This window comes from Candidatus Dadabacteria bacterium, from assembly GCA_026706695.1.
Taxonomy (GTDB): Bacteria; Desulfobacterota_D; UBA1144; order Nemesobacterales; family Nemesobacteraceae; genus Nemesobacter.
In genome coordinates this window covers 1-23,277 of record JAPOYE010000107.1, presented here as the reverse complement: position 1 = coordinate 23,277, position 23,277 = coordinate 1, and the positions used below count along the sequence as shown (strand labels likewise).

General features: G+C 52.9%; 17 protein-coding genes and 1 tRNA gene. 9 read left to right on the top strand and 9 right to left on the bottom strand.

The window, feature by feature from the left end:
* Positions 1–345 precede the first annotated feature (345 nt).
* The 6 genes from OXG10_08380 (at position 346) to OXG10_08355 (ending at position 10,476) form a co-directional block, all read left to right on the top strand.
* Positions 346–1,107, top strand: a complete 762-nt coding sequence (locus tag OXG10_08380) for a fumarylacetoacetate hydrolase family protein (protein MCY3827371.1) — start codon at positions 346–348, stop codon at positions 1,105–1,107.
* Positions 1,108–1,246: 139 nt separating this feature from the next.
* Entirely contained in the window at positions 1,247–3,001 is a 1,755-nt protein-coding gene (locus tag OXG10_08375; protein MCY3827370.1) for a serine protease, read from the top strand.
* 186 nt (positions 3,002–3,187) lie between these two features.
* A complete protein-coding gene (locus OXG10_08370; GenBank protein ID MCY3827369.1) occupies positions 3,188–4,897 on the top strand; it encodes a serine protease in 1,710 nt (569 codons plus the stop codon).
* Between the two features lie 127 nt (positions 4,898–5,024).
* Positions 5,025–6,095 carry a 3-isopropylmalate dehydrogenase gene (gene leuB / locus OXG10_08365; protein MCY3827368.1) on the top strand — a complete coding sequence of 357 codons (1,071 nt, stop codon included), beginning with the start codon at positions 5,025–5,027 and terminating at the stop codon, positions 6,093–6,095.
* A 25-nt stretch (positions 6,096–6,120) separates the two neighbouring features.
* Positions 6,121–9,498: a transcription-repair coupling factor gene (gene mfd / locus OXG10_08360; protein MCY3827367.1), complete on the top strand. Its 3,378-nt coding sequence runs from the start codon at positions 6,121–6,123 to the stop codon at positions 9,496–9,498.
* Positions 9,499–9,552: 54 nt separating this feature from the next.
* Complete coding sequence (locus tag OXG10_08355; GenBank protein MCY3827366.1) at positions 9,553–10,476, top strand: peptidylprolyl isomerase; 924 nt, start codon at positions 9,553–9,555, stop codon at positions 10,474–10,476.
* 12 nt (positions 10,477–10,488) lie between these two features.
* Here the strand turns inward: OXG10_08355 and gcvP are convergent, their stop codons facing one another.
* From gcvP to gcvT, 3 genes are all read right to left on the bottom strand, one after another.
* Entirely contained in the window at positions 10,489–13,407 is a 2,919-nt protein-coding gene (gene gcvP / locus OXG10_08350; GenBank protein MCY3827365.1) for an aminomethyl-transferring glycine dehydrogenase, read from the bottom strand.
* 61 nt (positions 13,408–13,468) lie between these two features.
* A complete protein-coding gene (gene gcvH / locus OXG10_08345) occupies positions 13,469–13,867 on the bottom strand; it encodes a glycine cleavage system protein GcvH (protein ID MCY3827364.1) in 399 nt (132 codons plus the stop codon).
* Positions 13,868–13,895: 28 nt separating this feature from the next.
* A complete protein-coding gene (gcvT, locus tag OXG10_08340; protein ID MCY3827363.1) occupies positions 13,896–14,990 on the bottom strand; it encodes a glycine cleavage system aminomethyltransferase GcvT in 1,095 nt (364 codons plus the stop codon).
* A gap of 214 nt (positions 14,991–15,204) precedes the next feature.
* Between gcvT and OXG10_08335 the strand changes: the two genes are divergently transcribed.
* A complete protein-coding gene (locus tag OXG10_08335) occupies positions 15,205–15,984 on the top strand; it encodes a DUF5020 domain-containing protein (protein ID MCY3827362.1) in 780 nt (259 codons plus the stop codon).
* A 163-nt stretch (positions 15,985–16,147) separates the two neighbouring features.
* Positions 16,148–17,794, top strand: coding sequence for an NCS2 family permease (locus OXG10_08330; GenBank protein MCY3827361.1), 1,647 nt, complete (start codon positions 16,148–16,150; stop codon positions 17,792–17,794).
* 56 nt (positions 17,795–17,850) lie between these two features.
* Here OXG10_08330 and OXG10_08325 read toward each other — a convergent pair whose 3' ends face one another.
* The gene (locus tag OXG10_08325; GenBank protein ID MCY3827360.1) at positions 17,851–19,194 is read right to left on the bottom strand and encodes a hypothetical protein; all 1,344 of its coding nucleotides are present in this window, start codon (positions 19,192–19,194) and stop codon (positions 17,851–17,853) included.
* A 114-nt stretch (positions 19,195–19,308) separates the two neighbouring features.
* Here OXG10_08325 and OXG10_08320 point away from each other — a divergent pair, with 114 nt between their 5' ends.
* A complete protein-coding gene (locus OXG10_08320; GenBank protein MCY3827359.1) occupies positions 19,309–19,980 on the top strand; it encodes an endonuclease III domain-containing protein in 672 nt (223 codons plus the stop codon).
* A gap of 35 nt (positions 19,981–20,015) precedes the next feature.
* On the opposite strand, the gene rplT is transcribed toward OXG10_08320, so the two are convergent.
* The 5 genes from rplT to OXG10_08295 form a co-directional block, all read right to left on the bottom strand.
* Positions 20,016–20,369: a 50S ribosomal protein L20 gene (gene rplT / locus OXG10_08315; GenBank protein ID MCY3827358.1), complete on the bottom strand. Its 354-nt coding sequence runs from the start codon at positions 20,367–20,369 to the stop codon at positions 20,016–20,018.
* A gap of 23 nt (positions 20,370–20,392) precedes the next feature.
* Positions 20,393–20,590 carry a 50S ribosomal protein L35 gene (gene rpmI, locus OXG10_08310; protein MCY3827357.1) on the bottom strand — a complete coding sequence of 66 codons (198 nt, stop codon included), beginning with the start codon at positions 20,588–20,590 and terminating at the stop codon, positions 20,393–20,395.
* A 12-nt stretch (positions 20,591–20,602) separates the two neighbouring features.
* Entirely contained in the window at positions 20,603–21,145 is a 543-nt protein-coding gene (infC, locus tag OXG10_08305) for a translation initiation factor IF-3 (protein ID MCY3827356.1), read from the bottom strand.
* Positions 21,142–23,067 (bottom strand): threonine--tRNA ligase, encoded by a 1,926-nt coding sequence (gene thrS / locus OXG10_08300; protein ID MCY3827355.1) that lies wholly within the window; start codon positions 23,065–23,067, stop codon positions 21,142–21,144. Before thrS ends, infC begins: the two co-directional genes overlap by 4 nt.
* A 22-nt stretch (positions 23,068–23,089) precedes the next feature.
* Positions 23,090–23,164 (bottom strand) — tRNA-Val (locus OXG10_08295).
* Positions 23,165–23,277 lie beyond the last annotated feature (113 nt).

Genomic DNA, 23,277 nt, shown 5'->3' with positions numbered 1-23,277 from the left:
GTGAGTTCTCCGAAGATTCTTTGAAATGGCTCAATATGTTGATAATTCAAGTATAGTTCTACCACATATGCAGAATCTTCACCATAGAAAATCAAGGATTATTTGTTTTGTTTCAGCGAGTTAGACCTTTTCTGACAGACACTAGATACAAAACAATGCCGGAGGCAGGATAGCAGAAAGGGAGAAGAGGAAGGAGTTGAACAGGAAGATACGAGGAAATGAAAACCGTCTTGCAAGACGGAAACAATTCAGACTGAGGGAACAGATAGAAGCATCAGTTCACAATCTTGGGTCAAAAACCTGTTTTTTAGAGGGACCCTTAAGTCTGGACTTAAGCGAAGCGCGATGAAATTTCTCAGATTTAAAAATACGGAAGAAAAACCGGTATTCGGGAAATACTCAGACGGATCGGTTTCTGAGGTGGAAGGAAACATATTCGGGAAATACTCCCTAACGGATACGAAATACGACTATGCGGATATAACGCCGCTTGCTCCCTGCCTCCCGACCAAAATCATAGCCGTCGGGTTAAACTATGAGGGTCACGCGAGGGAAATGAACAGGACTCCTCCCGAAGATCCCATGCTGTTTATGAAACCCTCGACGGCGGTTATCGCCCACCGCGAAGAGATAAGATACCCGGCACACATGTCGAGCAGGGTTGATTACGAAGGAGAACTTGGGGTTGTGATAGGGAAAAGAGCCCACATGGTGGAAAAGGAGCAGGCTCTGGAATATGTCTTCGGATATACCTGCGTAAACGACGTGACCGCAAGGGATCTCCAGACAAAGGACATACAGTTTACAAGGGGCAAGGGGTTTGACACTTTCGCTCCCGTGGGGCCTTTCATAGAAACGGAAGCCGACCCTTCGGACCTGCGAATAAGAACTTTTCTAAACGGTGAAGTAAAACAGGATTCAAGCACCAAAAACCTGATATTCAGCGTACCGAAACTCATAAGCTTTATATCAAAGGTGATGACCCTTCTTCCGGGAGACATAATAGCGACGGGAACTCCTTCAGGGGTAAGCCCCATGAGACCGCAGGACATAGTGGAAGTTGAAATTGAGGGAATCGGAAGACTTGAAAACCGCGTCAGCCTGTAACGGCACTTCGCATTAGTGTCCGCCGCCATAAAAACATCTGAAACAGCAGTGAACAGAACAAGGAAGCAGATCCGCAAAAACATGACGGCTTGCTTTCCGCCGTGAACTGGTAAAGATTTACTCCATACGCGCCTGGAACATGGCGGAAACGCAGCTCTTATACGCTAAACCTTCAATGCTCCTTACAAGATACGGACTGTTAAAAAGTTTTCTCCCGGTCCTCATGCTCGCCGCTTTTGTGTCCGTTTCCTGCGGCGGCGGTACAGACTACGAACCACCCCCCGAGTGCGACCTTAGCTCCCAGATAAACGAGCAGAGGTTATCAGGCAAAGAAAGAAAAAACTATTATCCCAGAGTGTTCAGCCGTGATTTTTCCCGGGATTTCGGCGCCGACATATCTCCCACGGAAAATGACTATGATACTGCAAGAAAGGTAAGCCGTTCCGTATTCGAGATAGAGTTCTTCGAAAAGGGCGATACAAAATATTCCACCGGAGGAGGGGGCACAGGGTGGCTTATAGCCCCGGGATACGTTGTTACCGCCGCGCACAACCTCAGGGATCCGAAAGCGAGAATAGATGTCCATACTTTTGACGGGGACACCATAAGGGCGGAAATAGCCTACGTCGATCTGGACAGAGAATACGCGACGGATCTGGCGGTACTTCGTCTTGAACGGGAAATCGACGCCGTTCCCATGAAAATAGCGGACGCAAGGCCCGAAAGAAACGAATTCCTGATGGCGATGGGCTGGGGCTCTGTACTGAGGGGTCTTGGCGGATGGACGGTTTCCGCCGGGCCCGCGCTTGAGCTGCGAAGCGGAGAACCCGAGCCCGCCCCCTACCCCGGAAGAGTTTACCACGTGGTGCCGACTGCCCCCGGAATGAGCGGTGGGCCCATATTCAATCGCAGGGGAGAAGTGGTCTCCATTGTATCCACAGGCCAAAGAAGCTCTGCAAGCCGGTTCGTCGGAGTCATGCCTTTTGATGTTCCCACACAGCCCCCGGAGAATCTCTGGCTTTACGGTTTTGATCAAGCTCCCCCGAGCCACTTTTCCTACGGGCCAAATCCCGATGAGCTTAATCAGCTTTACGACGAAATTTCCGGGCTTGTAGAACCGGAGAACGCCGGCAGTCACAGAGACGGCAGCCGTTGGGGCATGCACCACGAGGTCGGCAATGAGTTCGGCAATGAGTTCGGCGACAAATACAGCCCGTTTCCCCTTGACCGGTTCGATCAGATGGAGCACGTATACAAACAGGCACGCAAAGCCGCTGTGACAGTCATTGTCGACCCCTCCGGAAAGAGTCTGTATGGCTCCGGGTTCATATACGACGAGAATACCGTCATCACCGTCGGACACGTAGCCCCCGAAGAAAGAGACAGAGCGGATATTGTAACAGAGAAAGGCGAAGGCTATGGTGGAACCGTCTTGAAAACTCAGAATCAGGGATTTGGAAAATGCGATATCGCCATTATAAAAATGGACACTCCGGGCGTATTGTCGGGATATCCGACGCTTAGGACCGCCGATTCTTCTTCACTGCGGTGCGGAGACCCGCTTGTCGCTATCGGTTCCGCCGAGTTGTACAACAGCGTAGGCCCCTTGCAGGGAGTCGGGGCCGTTTACATGCTATCAAGAAAGTACACATCCGAATTTCTCGCGCACTCCCTGGCCCCCGGCATGAGCGGCGGCCCGGTTGTAAACGGGGAAGGCAAGGTGGTCTCCCTGTCTTCAGCAAGCCCCGGCAGGGCACAGGACAAATGGCTTGAACCGGGGCCGCTTATAATCCGTACCCGTCTCCCGGTTTATCACAAACAGGATTTCTCCGAGGGGCCTAACGCCGAGATGATAAGAAGGTTTATAGAAAACAAGGAGTTCTACTGCGAATAAACGGCAGGGGGCCTCGGGCGAGGGGATATCCCGCATGTGGCCGCCTGTACCCCTGCAAAATCAAAACAGGCAACTTGATTCTTTTCTCAAAACCAGTCTTTACTTCATGCGGTGTTCTGGTAAACATATACTCTGTACGCACTTGGAATACGGCAGAGATGCCAAGTCTTCTACGGTAAACAATCAATGCTCCCGGCAGGATACAGACTTTTAAGAAGGTTTCTCCCTGTCCTCATACTCGGTACTCTGGCATCCGTTTCCTGCGGCGGAAGCACGGGCTACGAACCACCCCCCGAGTGCGACCTTAGCTCCCAGGCAGAGGAGCAGAAGAAATATAAAAGAGAAGATTATTATCCCAAGGTGTTCAGCCGTGATTTTTCACGGGATTTCGGCGCCGACATATCTCCCACGGAAAATGACTATGATATTGCGAGAAAGGTAAGCCGTTCCGTATTCGAGATAGCCTTTTGGGAAGGCGATGCGGAATATTTCAGCGGATCAGTAGGCTCAGGGTGGCTTATAGCTCCGGGATACGTTGTTACCGCCGCGCATAACCCCGGGAATCCGAAAGCGAGAATAGATGTCCATACTTTTGACGGGGACACCATAAGGGCGGAAATAGCCTACGTCGATCTGGACAGAGAATACGCGACGGATCTGGCGGTACTTCGTCTTGAACGGGAAATCGACGCCGTTCCCATGAAAATAGCGGACGCAAGGCCCGAAAGAAACGAATTCCTGATGGTGATGGGCGGGGCAGGCATACTGAGGGGTCTTGGCGGATGGGCAGTTTCCGCCGGTCCGGCGCTTGAGCTGCAAAGCGGAGAACCGGACCCTATCGGCAACCCTGGAAGGACCTATCACGCGGTGTCGGCTGCCCCGGGAATGAGCGGAGGGCCCATATTCAATCGCAAAGGAGAAGTGGTCTCCATCGCATCCGCAGGCCAATCGATAGGGAGCCACAGAATGATCGAGAGCCGGTTTGGAGTCGGGCCTTTTCAGATTCCCCCCGCATCTCCGCCTGATAACCTTTGGCTTTACGGCTTTGTTCAACCGCATCTGGACCTTCTTTCCTACGGACCGAATCCCAATGAGATGAGGGAGCTTTACGACAAAGTTCCCGGCCTTGAAGAACCGGAAAACGCCGGCGAATACAGGAATGACAACGAGTGGAAAAGAACCGAGCACGAATTTGGCGACAAATACAGCCCGTTTCCGGTCGATGAATTCGATGAGATGGAGAAAGTATACAAAGAGGCGCGAGAAGCCGTCGTAACAGTAGCGGTTTCTCACAAGGGAAATCAGTTAAACGGTTCAGGATTCATATACGACGGGAATACCGTCATCACCGCCGGACACGTAGCTCCCGGCAAAGGGGACAGAGCTTTGATTAAAACAATGGACGCCAGGAGTCTTCATCTTGGAACCGTTTTGAAAACTCAGGATCAGTCTGATCTGGGAAAATGCGATATTGCCATTATAAAAATGGACGCTCCAGACGCCTTGGGAGGATATCCGGCGCTTAAGATCGGCGATTCTTCTTCACTGCGGTGCGGAGACCCGCTTGTCGAAATCGGTTCCGCCCATGTATACAACAGCATAGGACCCTTCCAGGGAGTCGGGGCCGTTTACATGCTATCAAGAAAGTACACATCCGAATATATCTCGCGGTCCGCATCCGGCGGCATGAGCGGCGGCCCGGTTGTAAACGGGGAAGGCAAAGTAATCTCCCTCACTTCACACGGCCTGGGCCTGGCACAGGACAAATGGCTTGAACCGGGGCCGCTTATAATCCGTACCCGTCTCCCGGTTTATCACAAACAGGATTTCTCCGAGGGGCCTAACGCCGAGATGATAAGAAGGTTTATAGAAAACAAGGAGTTCTACTGCGAATAAACGGCAGGGCGCGGGCACTTGAGTACCCAAGACCTTCAGCGTCAGAAAATATCCTGCCCTGCAAAATCAAAACTGTTCAGGTAAGTTGGTTCTTCCCTTAAAACCAACACCGGAGAGGAAAACACAATTGCCCGAAATATTAGTAATTCCAGGAGATGGAATCGGAGTTGAAGTAACCGAAGTCAGTCTGTCCGTACTGAAGGCCGTCGGTGAGAAAAGCGGGATTGAGTTCTCGCTTGAGAGAGCCCTTCTCGGCGGATGCTGCATAGACACACACGGGGTTCCAGTAACGGAAGAAACCATGGAAAAAGCAAAGAAAAGCGACGCGGTACTCCTGGGAGCCGTGGGAGGCCCGAAATGGGAAAACCTTGAGCACAGCCTCAAACCCGAAAGAGGGCTCCTTGAGCTAAGAAAGCGTCTTGACACTTTCGCGAACCTGAGACCCGCGATCGTCTACGCGGCTCTTGCCGACGCGTCCACGCTTAAAAGGGAAGTCGTCGAAGGGGTCGACATAATGGTCGTTAGGGAACTTACAGGCGGAATATACTTCGGACAGCCGAGAGGAGCGGAACAGCTCGGCGAAGAGGAGTGCAAGGCGTTTAACACTCTTAGCTACACAACTTCCGAGATAGAACGCGTGGCGAAAATGGCTTTTGAGATCGCCAGGAAAAGAAGGAACAAAGTCACTTCCATAGACAAATCCAATGTTCTCGAATCAATGGTGCTCTGGAGAGACACGGTAACGGAACTCCACGATCGCCATTTCTCCGATGTTACGCTTGAGCATCTGTACGTGGACAACGCGGCGATGCAGCTTATAAGAAGGCCCGCCGATTTCGACGTAATGCTGGCGGGGAACATGTTCGGCGATATAATAAGCGACGAGGCGGCCCAGCTCACCGGCTCCCTGGGCATGCTGCCCTCGGCAAGTGTCGGCAACAAAGGGGCTATATACGAGCCGGTTCACGGAAGCGCCCCCGACATCGCCGGCCGGGGCGTGGCAAATCCCATAGCCTCAATCCTCTCGATGGCAATGATGCTGCGTTACTCCTTTGACATGGACGGCGCCGCCGCGCAGGTTGAAGAAGCCGTAAGAAAGGTCCTTGACAATGGCTACCGCACATCCGACATATACGAGGAAGGGAAAACAAGGGTAGGAACAGAGGAAATGGGATCTCTCATACTGGGCGAACTGTGAGAGAAAATGATTCAGGTCCCGGAAAGTGAACGGTAACAGTTCCACGCTTGAACTTTCATCCCACCTTGAAAACCCCTTGGTGGAGAAGTTTCTTGGGTACCCGCCCGGAAAACCGACCGATCTTGCGGGTCTTTACGGAAACTCGACCTGTTTTCTTCTGGCACTGCTCTCCGAGGTGCCCGGCAAAAGGGTGCTTCATGTCTGCGAGCAAAGAGAGCAGTGCATCCATGCGGCGCGAAGCATCTCTTCTTTAAAAGGAACAGAGATCCCCGTTCTTCTCTCAAGAGGAATGGAGAAAACCCGCTCCCTTTTCGAGAAAACGGAAATCACAGAACCCGAAAGGCTTCACTCTATTTTCAGATGGGAGCACACCGGGGTGCTCTGCGCAGACGCGGCAGCGCTTGCCGAGGTGCTGGCTCCGCCCCGCGCCCTCGAGGCCGAGAGCTTCACCATAGAGGAGGGAGCGCGGGTCGACCGGGAGGAACTTGTGCAAAGACTCCTTGAAATCGGTTACAGCGAGGTGGATTTCACGGAAAAAAGAGGCGACATCAGCGTCCGGGGCTCTATAGTGGACCTCTTTTCCCCCGGATCGCGGAATCCCCTAAGGGTGGAGCTTTTCGCAGACCAAGTGAATTCGCTCCGGGAATTTTCTCCCGCAACCCAGAAATCCGTCGGAAAAGCACAGAAAGCCCTGATCAATCCGGCCTCATTCGCCGTTTACCGCCAAACAAGCAAGGACGGTCTGGTCGGACAGGTTCTCGCCGGAGCCGACAAGAAGGGACTTACCTCAAGCGAGGTGGAACCTCTTCTGGAGGCGTTTGAGAGCGGTTCGCACTTCAGGGGAATTGAATGGTTCACGCCGTTTTTCTGGGACTCGCGCCAGTGCGTGCTCGATTACCCGCGAGAGGATCTGGTAGTGAGCCTCCCAATCGGGTTTGACGAGGAAGCACTGCTATTGAGACTGGAGGAAAAATTCGAAGCGAGAAGAAAATCTCTGGGGAAACTTGAAAAATCGCTTCCCCCGTTTGAGAGTCTATACCTTGGAAGAAAAGAGCTTGCGGAAAAACTCCGGGAATCAAGGCTCGCATACCCGGGGGCGATGGCCATAGGAACCGGAGGAAAAAACAGCCTTAAGTTCAGCACAGAAGAGATATCGTTTTCAAAACCTTCGCTCAAGGTCTTTACTGACAAGGCGGAGGAACTCATCGAAGACGGTTACGAGGTGTTCGTATTTTTCACTTCAGAGGCAGAAAGAGAAAAATTCCTCAAGCTTACGGAGAACCATCCGGACAAGGGAATGGTGCATGTAGTCGGAGAGCTTTTCGAAAGCACAGTTCTTCACGATTTCAAAATTGCCCTTCTTACGGAGAAAACCCTTGTCGAGAAAACCAAGAGCCGAGGCGCGGCCTTCGGGGGAAGTGATATGCCCTCCGCTTTTCTGACTTCGTTCAGCCAGCTCAAACCCGGGGACTACATAGTTCACAAGGAATTCGGAATAGGTGTCTTCAGGGGGCTGAGAAGGCTTTCCTTTGAGAGCAGCCAGGGGGATTTTCTCGAGTGCGAATACAAAGACGGGGACAAGATATTCGTGCCGGTGGAGAAATTAGCGCTGGTTCAGAAGTACATGGGAGCTGGAAGGGAGCCGAAGATTGAGAAGCTGGGAAGCGCAAATTGGAAAAAAACCGTCGGCAGGGTCAAAAGGGCCGTGGAGGAAGTCGCGACCGAGCTTGTGGAACTCTGCGCGGAAAGAAAGGTCGGAAAAGGCTTTAGGTTCTCCCCAAGGGATCAGATGTTCAATGAATTCGAGACGGAGTTTCCCTGGAACGAGACCCCGGATCAGTCGGCAGCCATAGAGGACGTAATGTCAGACATGGAATCCGAAAAGGCCATGGACAGGCTTATCTGCGGAGATGTCGGGTTCGGAAAAACCGAAGTGGCCCTGCGGGCCGCTTTCAAGGCATGCCTTGATGGAAAACAGGTCATGGTGATCGCTCCCACCACCCTTCTCGCAAGCCAGCACTACCGAACCGCACTTTCAAGGTTCAAAAGCTATCCCGTGAGCATCGGAATGCTTTCACGATTCACGACAGGCAAGAGAGAAAAAGAGATTCTAAACAGACTCGAAGACGGTTCCCTAGACGTCATAATCGGAACGCACAAGCTTCTCGGAAAAAGAATAAAGCTGAAAAACCTTGGACTAGCCGTGATAGACGAGGAACAGAAATTCGGAGTGAATCACAAAAAATCCATAAGGTCGATGAAAAACGCCGTCGACGTATTGACGCTATCGGCGACTCCCATCCCCAGAACCCTCCAGCTTTCCCTCGCCGACGTAAGAGACATAAGCGTGATAAATACCCCTCCCGAGGGACGGCAACCCGTAGAGGTGTACATTCAGCAGTTCAACACCGCAATGATAAAGGAGGCCGCGGAAAAAGAGACCGCGAGAGACGGCACGGTTTTTTTCATACACAACAGGATAGAGGACATATTCGAGAAGGCGAACCTTCTCCAAAAACTCATGCCGAAACTGTCAATAGGAGTAACACACGGCCGAATGAACGAAACGCGGCTCTCAAGAACCATAGAACAGTTCACCGACGGAAAAATAGACCTGCTCGTAACCACCGCGATAGTGGAATCCGGACTCGATATACCAAAAGCCAACACGATAATAGTGAACAATGCCCATACTATGGGCCTAGCGGATCTCTATCAGCTTAAGGGCCGTGTCGGAAGATCAGACAGAAAAGCATATGCATATTTTCTCGTACCATCCATAAACTCTCTTACTGAAGATGCCAGAAAAAGGCTCGAGGTGCTCTCTCGACTCACCGACCTTGGAAGCGGATTCAAGCTCGCCACGGCCGATCTGCAGATAAGGGGAGCCGGCACCCTTTTCGGAGAAAAGCAGTCAGGACACATAGCGGATATAGGACTTGAGTTCTATCTCGAGCTGCTGAGAGATACGATTGAAGGCAAAAGAAGGGGCGAAGACCACGTCCGTGAAATCAGACCGGAAATAAAAACGCGGGACGACGCGTTCATCCCTGAGCATTATATTCAAAGCGTTTCAGAGAGACTTTTTTACTACAAAAAAATATCATCGGCAGGAAAACGCGGGGAAGCAAGGGAAATCGCAGGGGAAATCGAAGACAGGTTCGGCGCGATGCCCAATCCGCTGAAACGTCTCGTTCTCATCGCGGAACTGAGAATCGCGCTCGGGGAGAGGCTGATAAAAAAAGCTGAAATAGGGGAGAACACGGCGACTTTGAGTCTCGCGGACGGAAAAACCCGCGGGCGAGAGAAGAAACTCAGCATTCCCCTTCCCTCCGAGGACAGGTACGAGGCGCTGATAAGCGCGGTGGAAAGAGTGGAAAAACCGGCCCAAGCCCATGTATAGTATAATTTCGGGGTTGATTCAGTAGAGAAAAAACGGTTTGCAAGGAGACTTCATATGAAAAAACCATGGTGGTTCGCGGTTGTAGCGCTTTTTGCGGTTTTTACGGCGATACCCGCCCAGGCGGCGGTCGTGGAAAAAGTGGTGGCCGTGGTGAACAACAGGATAGTAACGCTCAGCGAACTTAATCAGGAGCTAGAGGAAGTAGTCGTAAATCCTGAGGCGGAAGTAAACGTTCGTGAAGTACTCGACGCCATGATAGATCGCATACTGCTCGATCAGCAAGCGGCCGCGAGGAAGATATCAGTAACCGACGAAGAGGTAAGAGCGATAGTAAAGAGCCAGCAGGAAGCACTTAACCTCGATGAAGGAGCCATAGCCGAGGAGCTTAAAAAACAGAATATGACGGAGGAACTTTTCTACCGCCAGTGGAAATACCAGATACTCTCAAGAAGGCTTCTTGACCTGGTCACGCAGGGAAGCATAGCGGTAACGGACGAAGAGATAGAGGAATACCACAGAGAACACTACGAAGAAGGAGGCAGCACTTACGGAAGGCAGACTAAGATCGCTCACATACTGATCAATAAGGAAACGGAAAACGCCCTCTCCAAAGCGGAAGAAGTGCTGGAACTTGCAAAATCTGGTGAGCCCTTCGGGGAACTGGCCAGAAAGTACTCGATGGATGAATCATCGGCGCAAAGCGGCGGACTGCTGGGATACTTCGTCAAGGGAGACCTGGTTCCCGAGATTGAAGACGCCGTGGAGAAGACCGAAGTGAACGGCATCGCGGGACCGGTAGAGAGCTCCCGCGGCTACCACATAGTAAAGGTTCTGGAAAGAAGCGAGGAAGGAGAATCCTCGGTCTCTCGGTACAGAGGCCGCATAAAGCATCAGCTCTACATGGAGAAGGTTGAGCGGTTCATAACCTCCTGGCTTGAGGACATTAAGAAAAACTCCTACATAGAGATAAAGATCTGAAGTTTCCCGTATTTACTCCTCCACCGCGTAAGCTTCGGGGGGAAGGCATGTGCACACCAGATTTCTGTCCCCGTAGGCGTTGTCTATTCTTGATACCGGCGGCCAGAACTTGTTGGCCCTCAGATACGGAAGCGGGAAGAACGCCTGCTGGCGGGAATAGGGATGTTCCCAGTCGGAAGACACAAGATCCAGCACCGTGTGGGGAGAATTTGTGAGTACGTTATCAGAAGGATCCGCCCCGCCGTCGATGATATCCTGGATTTCCCCGCGTATTTTTATCATTGCGTCGCAGAATCTGTCCATTTCCTCCATGGATTCGCTCTCCGTAGGCTCCACCATCAAGGTTCCCGTAACCGGCCATGACATAGTCGGCGCATGAAACCCGTAATCCATGAGCCTTTTGGCCACGTCTTCCACGGTTATTCCCGCGCTTTTCCCAAGCTCGCGCAGGTCGAGTATGAATTCATGGGCGACCCTTCCGTTTTCTCCCTCGTAGAGAGTATCGTAGTGCTGCCCGAGGCGGGTCTTAAGGTAATTGGCGTTCAGTATCGCGTACCGCGATGCCTCGCTCATTCCGTCCCTTCCGAGAAGCCTTATGTATCCGTAGGATATAAGCAATATGCTCGCGCTTCCCCAAGGAGCCGCGGATATCGCTCCACATGGCTTTTCGCCCCCTACCCCCTCCACAACAGCGTGTCCGGGGAGATGCGGGGCGAGGTGGAGGGCAACGCATATGGGACCCATTCCCGGACCCCCTCCTCCGTGGGGGATGCTGAAAGTCTTGTGCAGGTTTATGTGGCATACGTCAACGCCAAATACGGAAGGAAAACAGAGGCCTACCTGCGCGTTAAGATTCGCCCCGTCCATGTACACCTGCGCACCACTTGAGTGAACTATGTCACATATCTCACTTATTCCGGGCTCGAACACCCCGTGAGTCGAAGGATATGTAATCATCAGGCAAGCAACTTTCCCCTCGTTTTTCCGACAGCACTTTTGAAGGTCGTCTATGTCTACATCCCCGTTTTTCCGGCACTTTACCACCACGACGTCCATACCCGCCATGCGGGCGCTCGCGGGGTTGGTTCCGTGCGCGGAAGAGGGAATCAGTACCACGCGCCTTTCGGTTTCTCCTCTCTCCTCAAAGTACCTGCGTATGACCATCAGGCCCGCGTACTCTCCCTGGGCTCCTGAGTTGGGCTGAAGCGAGCAGGCGTGAAGCCCGGTTATCTCGCAGAGATACTTTTCAAGTTCACCGATCACCCGTGCGTATCCAGCCGCCTGATCCCGGGGCGCGAAAGGATGGATTCTCGAGAATTCCTCCCAGCTTATGGGCATCATCTCGGTCGTACCGTTCAGCTTCATGGTGCAGGAACCGAGAGGAATCATGGAATGAGCCAGGGAAAGATCCCGGCCCTCAAGGCTTTTTATGTACCTGAGCATCAGGGTTTCCGAGTGGTAGCGGTTAAACACGGGCTGGGCAAGAAAATCACCCTCCCTAAGAAGGTTCTCGGGCACTGACTCAATGGCGCGCGCGCGGTCCACGGTGACGGATTCCTCTTTGCCAAGTTCGAGGGAATCCGAAAAAAGCGAAAGTATATCAGTTACATCTTCCTCGGTTACCGTTTCGTCAAGTGATATGCAGACCTTGCCGTCCGGAAGATATCTGAAGTTGATCTTCCTTTTGAGGGCCTCCGCGCGAAGCGTCTCAAAAGATTCTTCCCCGAAGGGGGAAAGATCTACGAGAAGGGTGTCGAAAAAGGCCCCGTTCAGCTGGGCAAGACCCATCTCCCTGAAACCCAGATCGAGCATCTTCGCAAGCGTGTTTATCCTCCCGGAAATGCGCCGCAGCCCGGCCGGACCGTGGTAAACCGCATACATCGAGGACATTATGGCGAGCAGGGACTGCGCGGTGCATATATTGGAAGTGGCCCTCTCTCTCCTTATGTGCTGTTCTCTGGTCTGAAGGGCCATCCTGTAGGCGGGGTTCCTGTCCCTGTCTAAAGACACCCCGATTATTCTCCCTGGGACCTGCCTTCTGAACTCGTCTCTCGTGGCGAAATACCCGGCGTGAGGACCGCCGTAGCCGACCGGGACCCCGAACCTCTGCGAAGTTCCCACGACGGCGTCGGCTCCGAAGCGCCCGGGAGGGGTAAGCAGCACGAGGCTCATCAGATCGGCCGCGACCGCGACCATGATGCCGTGGCCGTGAGCGCTTTTGACGAATTCCGAGTAATCCCTAACTTCTCCGAATGCGTCCGGATACTGCAGCAGCGCGCCGAAAAAACTCCCGTCAAGCGAAACCTTCTCCTCCTCTCCCTCCACGACCCTTATTCCCAGGGGCTCGGCCCGGGTCCTGAGGAGATCGATGGTCTGGGGAAAACATCTTCGGGAAACGAAAAACCCGTCGGCGTCCGCCTTCTCCCGTTTCGCGCCGCTCAGCCTGTGAAACATGGCCATGGCCTCGGCAGCCGCCGTTGCTTCATCAAGCAGCGAGGCGTTTGAAAGTTCCATCTCAGTAAGTTCTGAAATCACCGTCTGGAAGTTAAGGAGGGCTTCAAGTCGTCCCTGTGATATTTCCGCCTGGTAAGGAGTGTACTGGGTATACCAGCTTGGATTCTCGAGAATGTTCCTTGATATGACTGCCGGGACCACGCAGTCGTAGTAACCCAGGCCTATGTACGACCTGAATATGGTGTTCGCGCGCGCGATACCCCTTATATGGTCAAGATAGGAGCTCTCGGTCATGGCGGCGGGAACGGCCATCTCAATCTCTGAAAGCAAGTCAGCCGGTATGGTTTCCCGCACCAGTTCCTCAAGGCTCCCCGCCCCGGTGCACGAAAGCATCTGGCGTGCTTCCTCGGGCGTGGGACCTATATGCCTCGCCGAGAAAAAATCCTCTTGTTCATAAATGCCGTTTTCGTTTCGCAATCACAACTCTCCCCGAGGAATCAAGTGGAGCTCCCTGCTCCATCCATGCCACCGGGACATATCAGGCATCTTCCTCGTCTTCTATCAGTTCTTCGTAACCGGAAGGATCAAGAAGAGCCTCGACTTCGCTTTGGTCAAGTTCGTCGGTATGGATCTTTACGATCCACCCGTCGCCGTAAGGGTCGGCGTTTACAAGTTCCGGGGAATCCACGAGAAGATCATTCACCTCGGCAATTTCCCCCGAGACCGGAGCGAAAAGCTCAGAAACCGCCTTTGTCGACTCCGCCGCGCCGAAGGAGTCTCCCCGAACGAGTTCTTCCCCTTCAACCGGCAGTTCAACAAAAACTATCTCCCCCAAGGCTTCCTGCGCGTAATCCGTTATCCCGATCACGGCCCTGTCCTCTTCAAATCTCACCCACTCATGCTCCTCAGTATATTTCAAGTCTTTCGGCACACTCATAACCTAAATGCTCCTTCATGTTCGTTGATTAAGAAATACCGTCTTTATGAAGCGGAAATTCAGAAGAAACCGCCTTTCTCACGTCTCCCCGGATCTCGACCCCTATCTCATCTCCGCACTTAACTTCACCCGAGGCAACCGAAGCAATGCCCACGCCAATATCAAGAACCGGTGACATGGTGCCGCTTGTAACCTCTCCTATCCTTTTTCCATTCTTCATTACCCCGTAGCCGTGTCTGGGAATCCCTCTCTCAAGCATCTTAAAACCGATGGTTTCCCTGGCCGCTCCGCTCTCCACCTGCTCCAAGAGCACGTCTCTGCCTATAAAATCGCCTTTGTCCATCTTCACGTATCTATTAAGGCCAGCCTCGACCGGAGTCGTTTTCTCATCCAGTTCATTTCCGTAAAGAGGATATCCGGCTTCCATCCTAAGCGTGTCGCGCGCTCCCAGACCGCAAAGAGCAATCCCGAATTCGCTTCCGCTTTCAAAAAGCTTCTCCCAGATCCCGACCGCGTCTCCCGCGGGCACAAACAGTTCAAAGCCGTCTTCACCCGTGTAGCCCGTCCTGGCCGCTATAACTCCCGCCGCATCACCCTCAAGAATCCTGAAAGAAAACCTCGGGAAATCCCGCACGCTTTCCTCGCCAAACGTCTTTTCCATTACGGATACCGAGTCGGGACCCTGAACGGCGATCTGCGCGTAAGCGGGACTCGCATCAGTTACATCGACGTCAAGCCCACCGCAGTTATCGCCAATCCAGCGATAGACCTTCCCGGTGTTGGACGCGTTCACGCACACAAGGAAATGCTCCGCCGAAAACCTGTAGGTTATAAGGTCGTCAACCGCTCCGCCGTCGGGATAGCAGAAAAGACCGTACCGGGCCCAGCCGTCGCGAAGTCCCGCCATGTCGTTGGTGTTAAGTTTGTGGCAGAGATCTTCTGCCTGAGGTCCGCTGATCTCTATTTCTCCCATGTGGCTTACGTCAAAAAGGCCGCAGGCGGTCCTGACCGCCATGTGTTCCCGTCTTATACCTTCAAACTGAAGAGGAAGCTTCCACCCGGCAAAATCGATCATCTTCGCCCCGAAACTCTTGTGCGTTTCGTATAAAGGGGTGTGAATCATATCCAATCATTAAACATCCAAAAAAGTGGACTGTCAAAACAACCTCGAGGAACCGCACTAAATTCCCCTTCCGTAGCGTTGCCGGTAATGGACAACTGGATATATGACATGAAAATTGTCTTTATGATAAACTCCGTATTAAATGACATGGTTAAATGGAGTCTGAATACCAAATTTAGAACAGACCATCGTCAATGCCGTTTTGGCAGGCCGTGTGCCGGGCGGGCAGAAGCCAGAAGCTGAACGCAAGATGAATTATCCTAAAATAATTGTCTACACCGTGTGCCTCTATTTGCTTGTCTTGTTATCGTCAGCGTCGGCAGTAGCGCAGACTTGGAATGCGTTCAATGCCCAGTTGCTCTATGGCACGGACTTCAAACTGGAACGCGAGAAAGCGGAAACCCTCACTCTGGAATGGATTAACGGCTGGGTCTATGGCGATAACTTTGCCTTTGTGGATATCCGACCATTGAGAAATAACAGTTCATTCTATGGGGAGTGGTCACCCCGTCTGAGCTTCTCCAAAATAAGCGGTAAAACTTTTTCCGCAGGGCCGGTGGAAGATATGCTTCTGTCCGGCACTTTGGAAAAGGGAGAAGGCCTTACCAATTACCTCATTGGCGCCGCGGTGGATCTTGATGTGCCCGGGTTTAATTTCGTCCAGACAAACGGCTACTTAAGAGAGAATCCGAACCTTCCCGGAACAACTTGGCAGATGACAGTGGTTTGGAATGCGACCTTCGAAACGGGGCCAGCGCACTGGATGTTTAATGGCTATTTCGACTGGGCCGGCTCAGAGGGTGAGCCTGAAACATCCACCTATGAAAAACAAAACTTTCTTATGCAGCCTCAGCTCCTGCTGGATGTGGGTCGTCTGGTGAAACGGCAGGGGCAGGTATATGTCGGTATTGAGTGGTGGTACTGGCACAACAAGTTTGGCATCTCGGGGGTCGAGGAATCAGTCGTTCAGGCAATGATAAGGGTGGATTTATAGCTGATATCCATTGCAAGCACGGCGGGAAGATCGTCGGCTGCGGGCACATCCACAGGAATCAGGCGCGGGGGTCTTTGCCTGCGGTGTCTTTTTCATTATAATCGATAGTTGATTGCAGGTTCGCCGTTTGGTTTTGCGGTTCCACGCAACCCCGGAATAAGACATGAGAAACCTCTTTTTCCCCGCGGGGGCACAGCCTCTTTTTTCATTCTCCGACGCAGAAGGCTTTTTCGGCCTCATGGTGGACAATCTCGTCCAGTATGTTCTGATCATGATACTTCTCACCGGTCTTGTGGGTCTGCAAAGGGAGTTTGTCGTCTCCTCGATCCTCCCGGCCATAGCGATATCGCTCATCATCGGCAACCTCTACTACGCCTGGCTCGCACAACGACTCTCGGCAGCCACCGGAAGAAAAGACGTAACGGCACTTCCCTACGGGGTAAACACGATTTCCCTGTTCGCCTTCATCTTTCTGGTAATGGTCCCGGCGAAACTAGCGGCCGAAAGCCGGGGAGTCCCGCCTCAGGAAGCCGCGCTTGTGGCCTGGCGCGTCGGGGTCGCGGCTTGCTTTCTATCCGGAATCATTGAACTCGCAGGATCCCTGGTAGCAGAGAGAATCAGAAAGGCAACTCCGCGCGCCGCGCTGCTCACTTCCCTTGCCGGAATAGCCGTAGCGTTTCTCTGCATGGACTTCGCCGCAAGATGCTTCGCCCATCCTCTGGTCGCCTTGCTCTCTCTGGGAGTACTGCTGTTCTCCCTGCTCTCAAGAACGAGGCTTCCGCTTGGAATTCCTGGAGTCGGCCTGGCGCTAGTCCTGGGAATATCCACCGCGTGGCTTCTCTTCGCGGCGGGATTCGGAGCGGAAACGACGGTGTCGGGACCTGCCGTGAGCCAAGCTCTTGGCGACGTGGGACTCTACCTGCCCGTTCCGATCCTGGGGGATCTTGTAGCGGGGCTTTCTGATCCCCTCGTGCGCTCGGTGCTGATTCCGGTCGTGCTTCCCATGGGTCTTTACAATATCCTCGGATCCCTTCAGAACATAGAGTCCGCCGAGGCCGCGGGAGATTCCTATCCCACCGGACCGTGTCTCGCGGTTAACGGAGCGGGATCCGTAGCCGCATCACTTTTCGGGTCGTGTTTCCCAACAACCATATATATAGGACATCCGGGATGGAAGGAGATGGGAGCGAGAGGGGGATACTCGGCAATAAACGGAATTTTCTTCGCCGCAGTGTCGCTTGTTGGCCTGGGTTCCCTGGTCTCGGCACTGGTGCCGCTTGAGGCGGCCGGAGTAATACTTGTATGGATAGGTCTCGTGATGACATCCCAGGCGTTTCAGACCACTCCCCGCTCCCACGCCCCGGCCGTGGCCCTGGGACTGATACCCGCGCTTGCGGCATGGGGAACCGTGGTGGTTTCCCAGACCGTTTCGGCCGTGGGGACCGCTATTTCGGACGGTTCGGTGGCCACAAGCGCGTTTGAGAACCTCAATGCGTTTGTCTTCTCGGGTCTTCAGCTGCCCGGACTGGTAGCGCTTTCCCAGGGATTCATGCTTTCGTCGGTGGTCTGGGCCGCAGCAGCCGTCTGCCTCGTCGAACGAAGGCTCACCCAGGCGGCGGCATGGATGGGGGCGGGAGCCGTGATGGCATTTTTTGGCTTCATACACGCGGGAGAGATCTCGGTTGAAGGAAATCTCTACTCTCTCGGTTTCGGAACAGGAGCCAGGTGGGCGGCAGGATACGCCCTTTCGGCCGCCTTTTTCATGATCGTCTCCCGCGTTAACCGCGGACACGACGCAGACGCATCCTGAGGAATAGACAATCCGCTTCGGGAATCAGTCGGGGAGGATTCCCCTGCCGGTCCCAATCAGTAACCCACGCAGCTTTCATGCGGTTCATCGTCCGGATGCCTGATCATGATCTTGACGCTGAAAGAATTGCCGCCCGCCGGCATTACGTCCCACAATCTTAAATCCGGAGCGTCGTATTCCCCGCCCGGCTTAAGAACCACGTCCCGGATATCCGGCTCGCCTTCATAACCATCTTCGGTGCGATGAGGAGACGGGCTCATATCCAGAAGATATGTAGAAGTGACGAACCCCCTATCCGGCTCGGCAGCTTTTTTGTTGACCATTATGCCCTGCCTGTTGTCCGCCATGATCTTTTCGCTTTCAGGGGTATTATGGCCGCGACGATCATCCCATTTATCCATGAAGTCCCTTACCTCCAGGTAGTACCTGTTCTCTTTTTCCGGGACAACTATCTCAACCGCCACAGTTTTATCCGCGGAGTTAATGGGATTTACGGTGGCGGTAAAACATCCATAGTCTTTGATGACGGTCTTGCGAGGAGGTTCTAACCATCCCAGCCAGTCGCGATAGCCGACATTAAGGTTGTATCCGTAGTCAGGACGCCCCATTATGTCATAAAAGTTTCCATAGTCGTAATCCAGATTCCCCCGGTTGTCTGGAACCTCCGCCTCGTAATCGAATCTGGAACCATTGGTTCTTGAGTTCGCATGTGCCCAGATTCCGAGACCGTGTATAAATTCATGAATGAATATTCTTTGAAACACGGTGAACGGACTGCGAAACATGTTGAACGGACTGCCGCTGCCTCTGAGGTCCTTCTCCCGGAAATTGTCTTCAGGAGATTTGCCCCCGCCGCAATCTCTCTTGCGGCATCCCGCAAAAAGAGGATTTACAACTACATACTTCCGGCTGTTAACCACTTCGCCGTTTACCCGGAATTCCGTGTAATCCGGGGGTATCGTAACCGCGGCTTCAAATTCGTAGTCAGAGAGGGTCACTATTATGAATATGTCGTATCTGTCAGCATCAAAACCGGGAATGTCGACTGTACCGACGGAAAGGACTTTCTCAGGGTGGCCGGGATACAGCGACGTGAAGTCGTCTTGATGAGTAAAAGGACCGAACGAATCAATCTCGTACGTGAACTGGCCGTACGACATATCGTTAAAATATTCCCTGACTACGCCTTCTTCCAGATCTTCCTCGATATCCCGCGCGGCGGGAAACGTTCGCCGGTTGTCGGGAAAATCCACCAGGAACAGGGCCAGCCGTCTTTTAAGAACAGGCCTTTCCTCAACAGCGGGGTTTTCATACCCCGGTGGAGGATGAGGAGGCGGGAGATCGCCTTCGCAAGAGGCTAAAAGAACAACCGCAAGAAGCAACGTAGAAAGAAAATTCATTCTCATCCGTTTTTCAGGCTGTTGACCCTTTGATCAACCTCCCTGCCATTACAGTCACGCACAGTTATATTTTCCATGATTTCCACAAGAAAAAAACTTTTCCGGATATCGAGCGTGACCGGCAGCACCAAAAGAATACGGAACTTTTACTCCGCTCTTTACAGAAAACACGGCCCGCAGAACTGGTGGCCCGCGCGGACAAGGCTTGAGTGCGCCACGGGAGCCATACTCACACAGAACACCTCATGGAAAAACGCGGAAAAAGCCATAGAAAGACTCCGAGGGTGCTCCATGCTCTCAGCCGGGAAGCTCAGAGCCGTATCGCACAAGCAACTCGCCTTGCTGATCCGCCCCTGCGGATATCACAATCTCAAGGCCAGAAGACTTAAGAACTTCATCGACTTCCTGTTCGCCGATTACGCGGGAGCGATGGAGAACATGCTCACGGAAGATACGGACATATTGAGGAAAAAACTTCTCTCCGTAAACGGCATCGGCGAAGAAACGGCTGACTCAATACTGCTATACGCGCTTGGGAAGCCCGTGTTTGTGGTTGATAACTACTCCCGAAGGATCCTCCGCCGCCACCGCCTGATTCCCGAGGGAGCAAGTTACACAAGCATACAGAAACTTTTCGCCGAAAGCCTTGCCGCAGATACTGAAGTTTTCGGAGAATACCACGCGCTCATAGTGAAGACGGGAAAACTTCACTGTCGGAAAACAGCCAACTGCGAAGGATGCCCGCTTGAGGGCGACCCGCACGATCGCGGGATAAATTCATTTTAGTCAGAAAATGAAACAGGCCCCGGTCGGGGCGCAAATCAGCCTTTTTTGGAGGTCGCAAACTCTACCACGGCCTTGAAGCTCTCCGGGTTTCTCACGGCAAGCTCAGAGAGGCTTTTACGGTCAAGCTCGACCCCCGATTTCTTGAGCGCGTCAATGAACCTGCTGTAGGAAAAGCCGAAGGGCCTCACCCCCGCATTTATCCTCATGATCCAAAGCGCCCTGAAATCCCTTTTTCTGCGGCGCCGGTCCCTGTAGGAATAGGCAAGCGCCCTGAGTATGGTTTCCTTCGCCCTTCTGAAATTGTTTTTTCTTCTGCCCCAGTAACCCTTAGCGAGCTTAAGAACTCTTTTTTTCCGTCTTCTGGAAGTGACTCCTCTTTTTATGCGCATCGGTATTCTCCGTCTCTATCAGCTCACAGGTAAGGAACGTAGGTCTTGATCTTCCTGGCGGCGGAACCTTCGATGAAATCCGGCTCGAGCAGTCTCCGCATCCTCTTTGAGCTTTTCTTTACGTTTATGTGGCTTTTGCCACCCTTGTTTCTTCTTATTTTCCCGCCCCCCGTAACGGAAAACCTCTTGGCCGCGCTGCGGTTCGTTTTCATCTTAGGCATCTGGTAAATCCCTCACTGTTTTTTTGTCGGCACAAGAATCATTATCAGGTTCTTGCCCTCTATTTTGGGCTCCATGTCCACCGAGGCCACATCGGACAGTTTCTCGCGAACCTCATTGGCAAGCTCGCGACCGAGTTCCGGATGAACTATCTCCCTGCCCCTGAAAAATATCCTCATCCTTGTCTTGTGACCCGCTTCAAGAAAGCTTTTCATCCGGTTTACCTTGACTTCCAGGTCGTGCTCTCCTATGTTGGGTCGAAATTTTATCTCCTTTACGGTCTGATCTTTCTGTTTTTTCGCGCTCCGCTGCTTTCTAAGCTCATACTTGAACTTCCCGTAGTCCATGAGCCTGCACACGGGCGGGGTAGCGTTTGACGCGACCTCGACCACATCGACTCCCTTTTCCTCCGAAATCCGCAAGGCATCTTCAATGCTTACGACTCCCAACTGCTCACCCTCGACATCTATGAGCCTGACCTCCTTTGCGGTAATCCTCCTGTTAACGCGAGTCTCAGGAACGCGGGTCCTGGAATTATTACTTCTCCTTCTAGCTATGCCTTTACCTCCATCCAGCTGTAGGGATCGTTCTCCCGGGCGACGATTTCGATAAAATCATCCACCGGCAACGCCTCCATGGCGTCCCCGCCGTATTTTCTGGGAGCAACCGTTCCCGTTTCAACCTCCCTGTCTCCTACAACCAGCAGATAGGGAATTTTCATTACCTGTGCTTCCCTAACCTTATATCCTAGCTTCTCGTTTCGCAAATCGCTTGTGACCCTGATTCCCCGGCAGCGAAGCTCGGCGCAGACTTCCTCGCAGTACTCGGCCTGGCTCTGTCCCACGGACGCCACCCTCACCTGCTCGGGGCTGAGCCAGAGCGGAAACGCTCCCCCGTAATGTTCTATCAGGATTCCGAAGAACCGCTCGATCGAACCGAATATGGCCCTGTGTATCATTATCGGGGTATGTCTAGCGTTATCCTCACCCACAAACTCCATACTAAACCGCTCGGGCAGGTTGAAATCTACTTGAATAGTTGAGCACTGCCAAGCCCTGCCTATCACGTCCTTTATCTTGAGATCTATCTTGGGACCGTAAAAAGCTCCGCCACCGCTGTCCACTCCGTAGGGAAGCCCGACGTCCGAGAGAGCCTGCTCGATGGCCTCTATTGACCTCTCCCAGTTCTCTTCGCTTCCCACGAATTTCTCCGGGCGTGTCGAAAGAAAAATCTCGTAATTATCAAACCCAAAAGTTCTGAGAAAATCCAGAGTGAGGTGAAGCACCTCGGAGACTTCCTCGCGTATCTGGTCGGGTCGGCAGAATATGTGTGCGTCGTCCTGGGAAAAGCCCCTCACCCTGAGGAGGCCGTGAAGAACCCCCGAGCGCTCGTAGCGGTACACGGTTCCTATCTCCGCCCACCTGATCGGCAGGTCCCTGTAGCTTCTCGTCTTTGATTTGTACACCAGTATGTGGAAAGGGCAGTTCATGGGCTTCACCTGGTAATCGGAGCTCTCAACCTCCATGCACGAGAACATGTTCTGCGAGTAGAAGTCCACGTGACCGCTTGTGCGCCAGAGGTCAAGCTTGGCCATGTGCGGGGTGTAGAGCAACTCGTAGTCCCGAGAGACATGCTCCTTTTTCCAGAAATCCTCTATCACGCTTCTTACCTTCGCCCCCCTCGGATGCCAGAGAATGAGGCCGGGACCTATCTCGTCATTAACGCTGAAGAGATCAAGCTCCCTTCCAAGCTTGCGGTGGTCCCTTTTTTTTGCCTCCTCAAGGTCGCGCAGATGCTTGCGCAGATCCTTTTTGTTCCAGAATGCCGTTCCGTAAATTCTCTGAAGCATCGGGTTGTTCTCGTTGCCCCTCCAGTAAGCCCCCGCGGAACTCGTGAGCTTAAAGGCCTTTATGAGTCCCGTTGAGGGAAGATGGGGTCCCCTGCAGAGATCATACCAGTCTGTCTGATCGTATATGGTTATCTCCTCCCCTTCGGGAAGGTCGTTTATTATCTCCACCTTGTAGTTCTCCTTTATCCCGGAGAAAGTGGCTACAGCCTCCTCCCTCGTGACCGTTTTCCTGACCAGAGGCCGGTTCTTCTTTATTACCTCAAGCATCTTCAATTCAATGTTCTCAAGGTCCTCGGGAGTAAAGCCCCTTTCAAAATCAAAATCGTAGTAAAACCCGTTCTCTATCACGGGACCTATGGTGACCCGCGCCTCGGGGAAAAGAGACTGGACGGCTTCAGCGAGAACGTGGGCCGTAGTGTGCCTGAGGAGCCCCAGAGAGGAGTCTGTATTGCTTTTTACGGGCAGAAGGTCGCAGTCGCCCTCAAGGCGGTGCCAGAAATCAACTATCTGACCGTCTACGACGGCCCCCACGGTACGCTTGTCTCCTTCAAGTTCTGCGAGCACTTCCCCGACGGTCGTTCCCGAGGAAAACCTGCCTTGCTTCCCGTCAATATTTATCTCTATGTCCAACTGATTCGTCCTCTGAAACACATGGTGAGCACGGCAGGGCTCGAACCTGCGACCCCTTGCACGTCAAGCAAGTGCTCTGCCACTGAGCTACGTGCTCAAAAACCTGATATTGTCTTTAATTATCGCATATTGTCAATAACTGCGGGGACGCTTATCACGGCTTTTTCACTCTTTGAAGTGGATTTGGAAGATTGAAGGCAGTTTTATGTG

Bases quoted from the DNA above. Each gene is read 5' to 3' on its own strand.
- OXG10_08380 (MCY3827371.1), top strand. From the start codon at position 346: ATGAAATTTCTCAGATTTAAAAATACGGAAGAAAAACCGGTATTCGGG.
- OXG10_08375 (MCY3827370.1), top strand. From the start codon at position 1,247: ATGGCGGAAACGCAGCTCTTATACGCTAAACCTTCAATGCTCCTTACA.
- OXG10_08370 (MCY3827369.1), top strand. From the start codon at position 3,188: ATGCTCCCGGCAGGATACAGACTTTTAAGAAGGTTTCTCCCTGTCCTC.
- OXG10_08355 (MCY3827366.1), top strand. From the start codon at position 9,553: ATGAAAAAACCATGGTGGTTCGCGGTTGTAGCGCTTTTTGCGGTTTTT.
- gcvH (MCY3827364.1), bottom strand. From the start codon at position 13,867: ATGAGTGTGCCGAAAGACTTGAAATATACTGAGGAGCATGAGTGGGTG.
- gcvT (MCY3827363.1), bottom strand. From the start codon at position 14,990: ATGATTCACACCCCTTTATACGAAACGCACAAGAGTTTCGGGGCGAAG.
- OXG10_08330 (MCY3827361.1), top strand. From the start codon at position 16,148: ATGAGAAACCTCTTTTTCCCCGCGGGGGCACAGCCTCTTTTTTCATTC.
- OXG10_08325 (MCY3827360.1), bottom strand. From the start codon at position 19,194: ATGAATTTTCTTTCTACGTTGCTTCTTGCGGTTGTTCTTTTAGCCTCT.
- rplT (MCY3827358.1), bottom strand. From the start codon at position 20,369: ATGCGCATAAAAAGAGGAGTCACTTCCAGAAGACGGAAAAAAAGAGTT.
- rpmI (MCY3827357.1), bottom strand. From the start codon at position 20,590: ATGCCTAAGATGAAAACGAACCGCAGCGCGGCCAAGAGGTTTTCCGTT.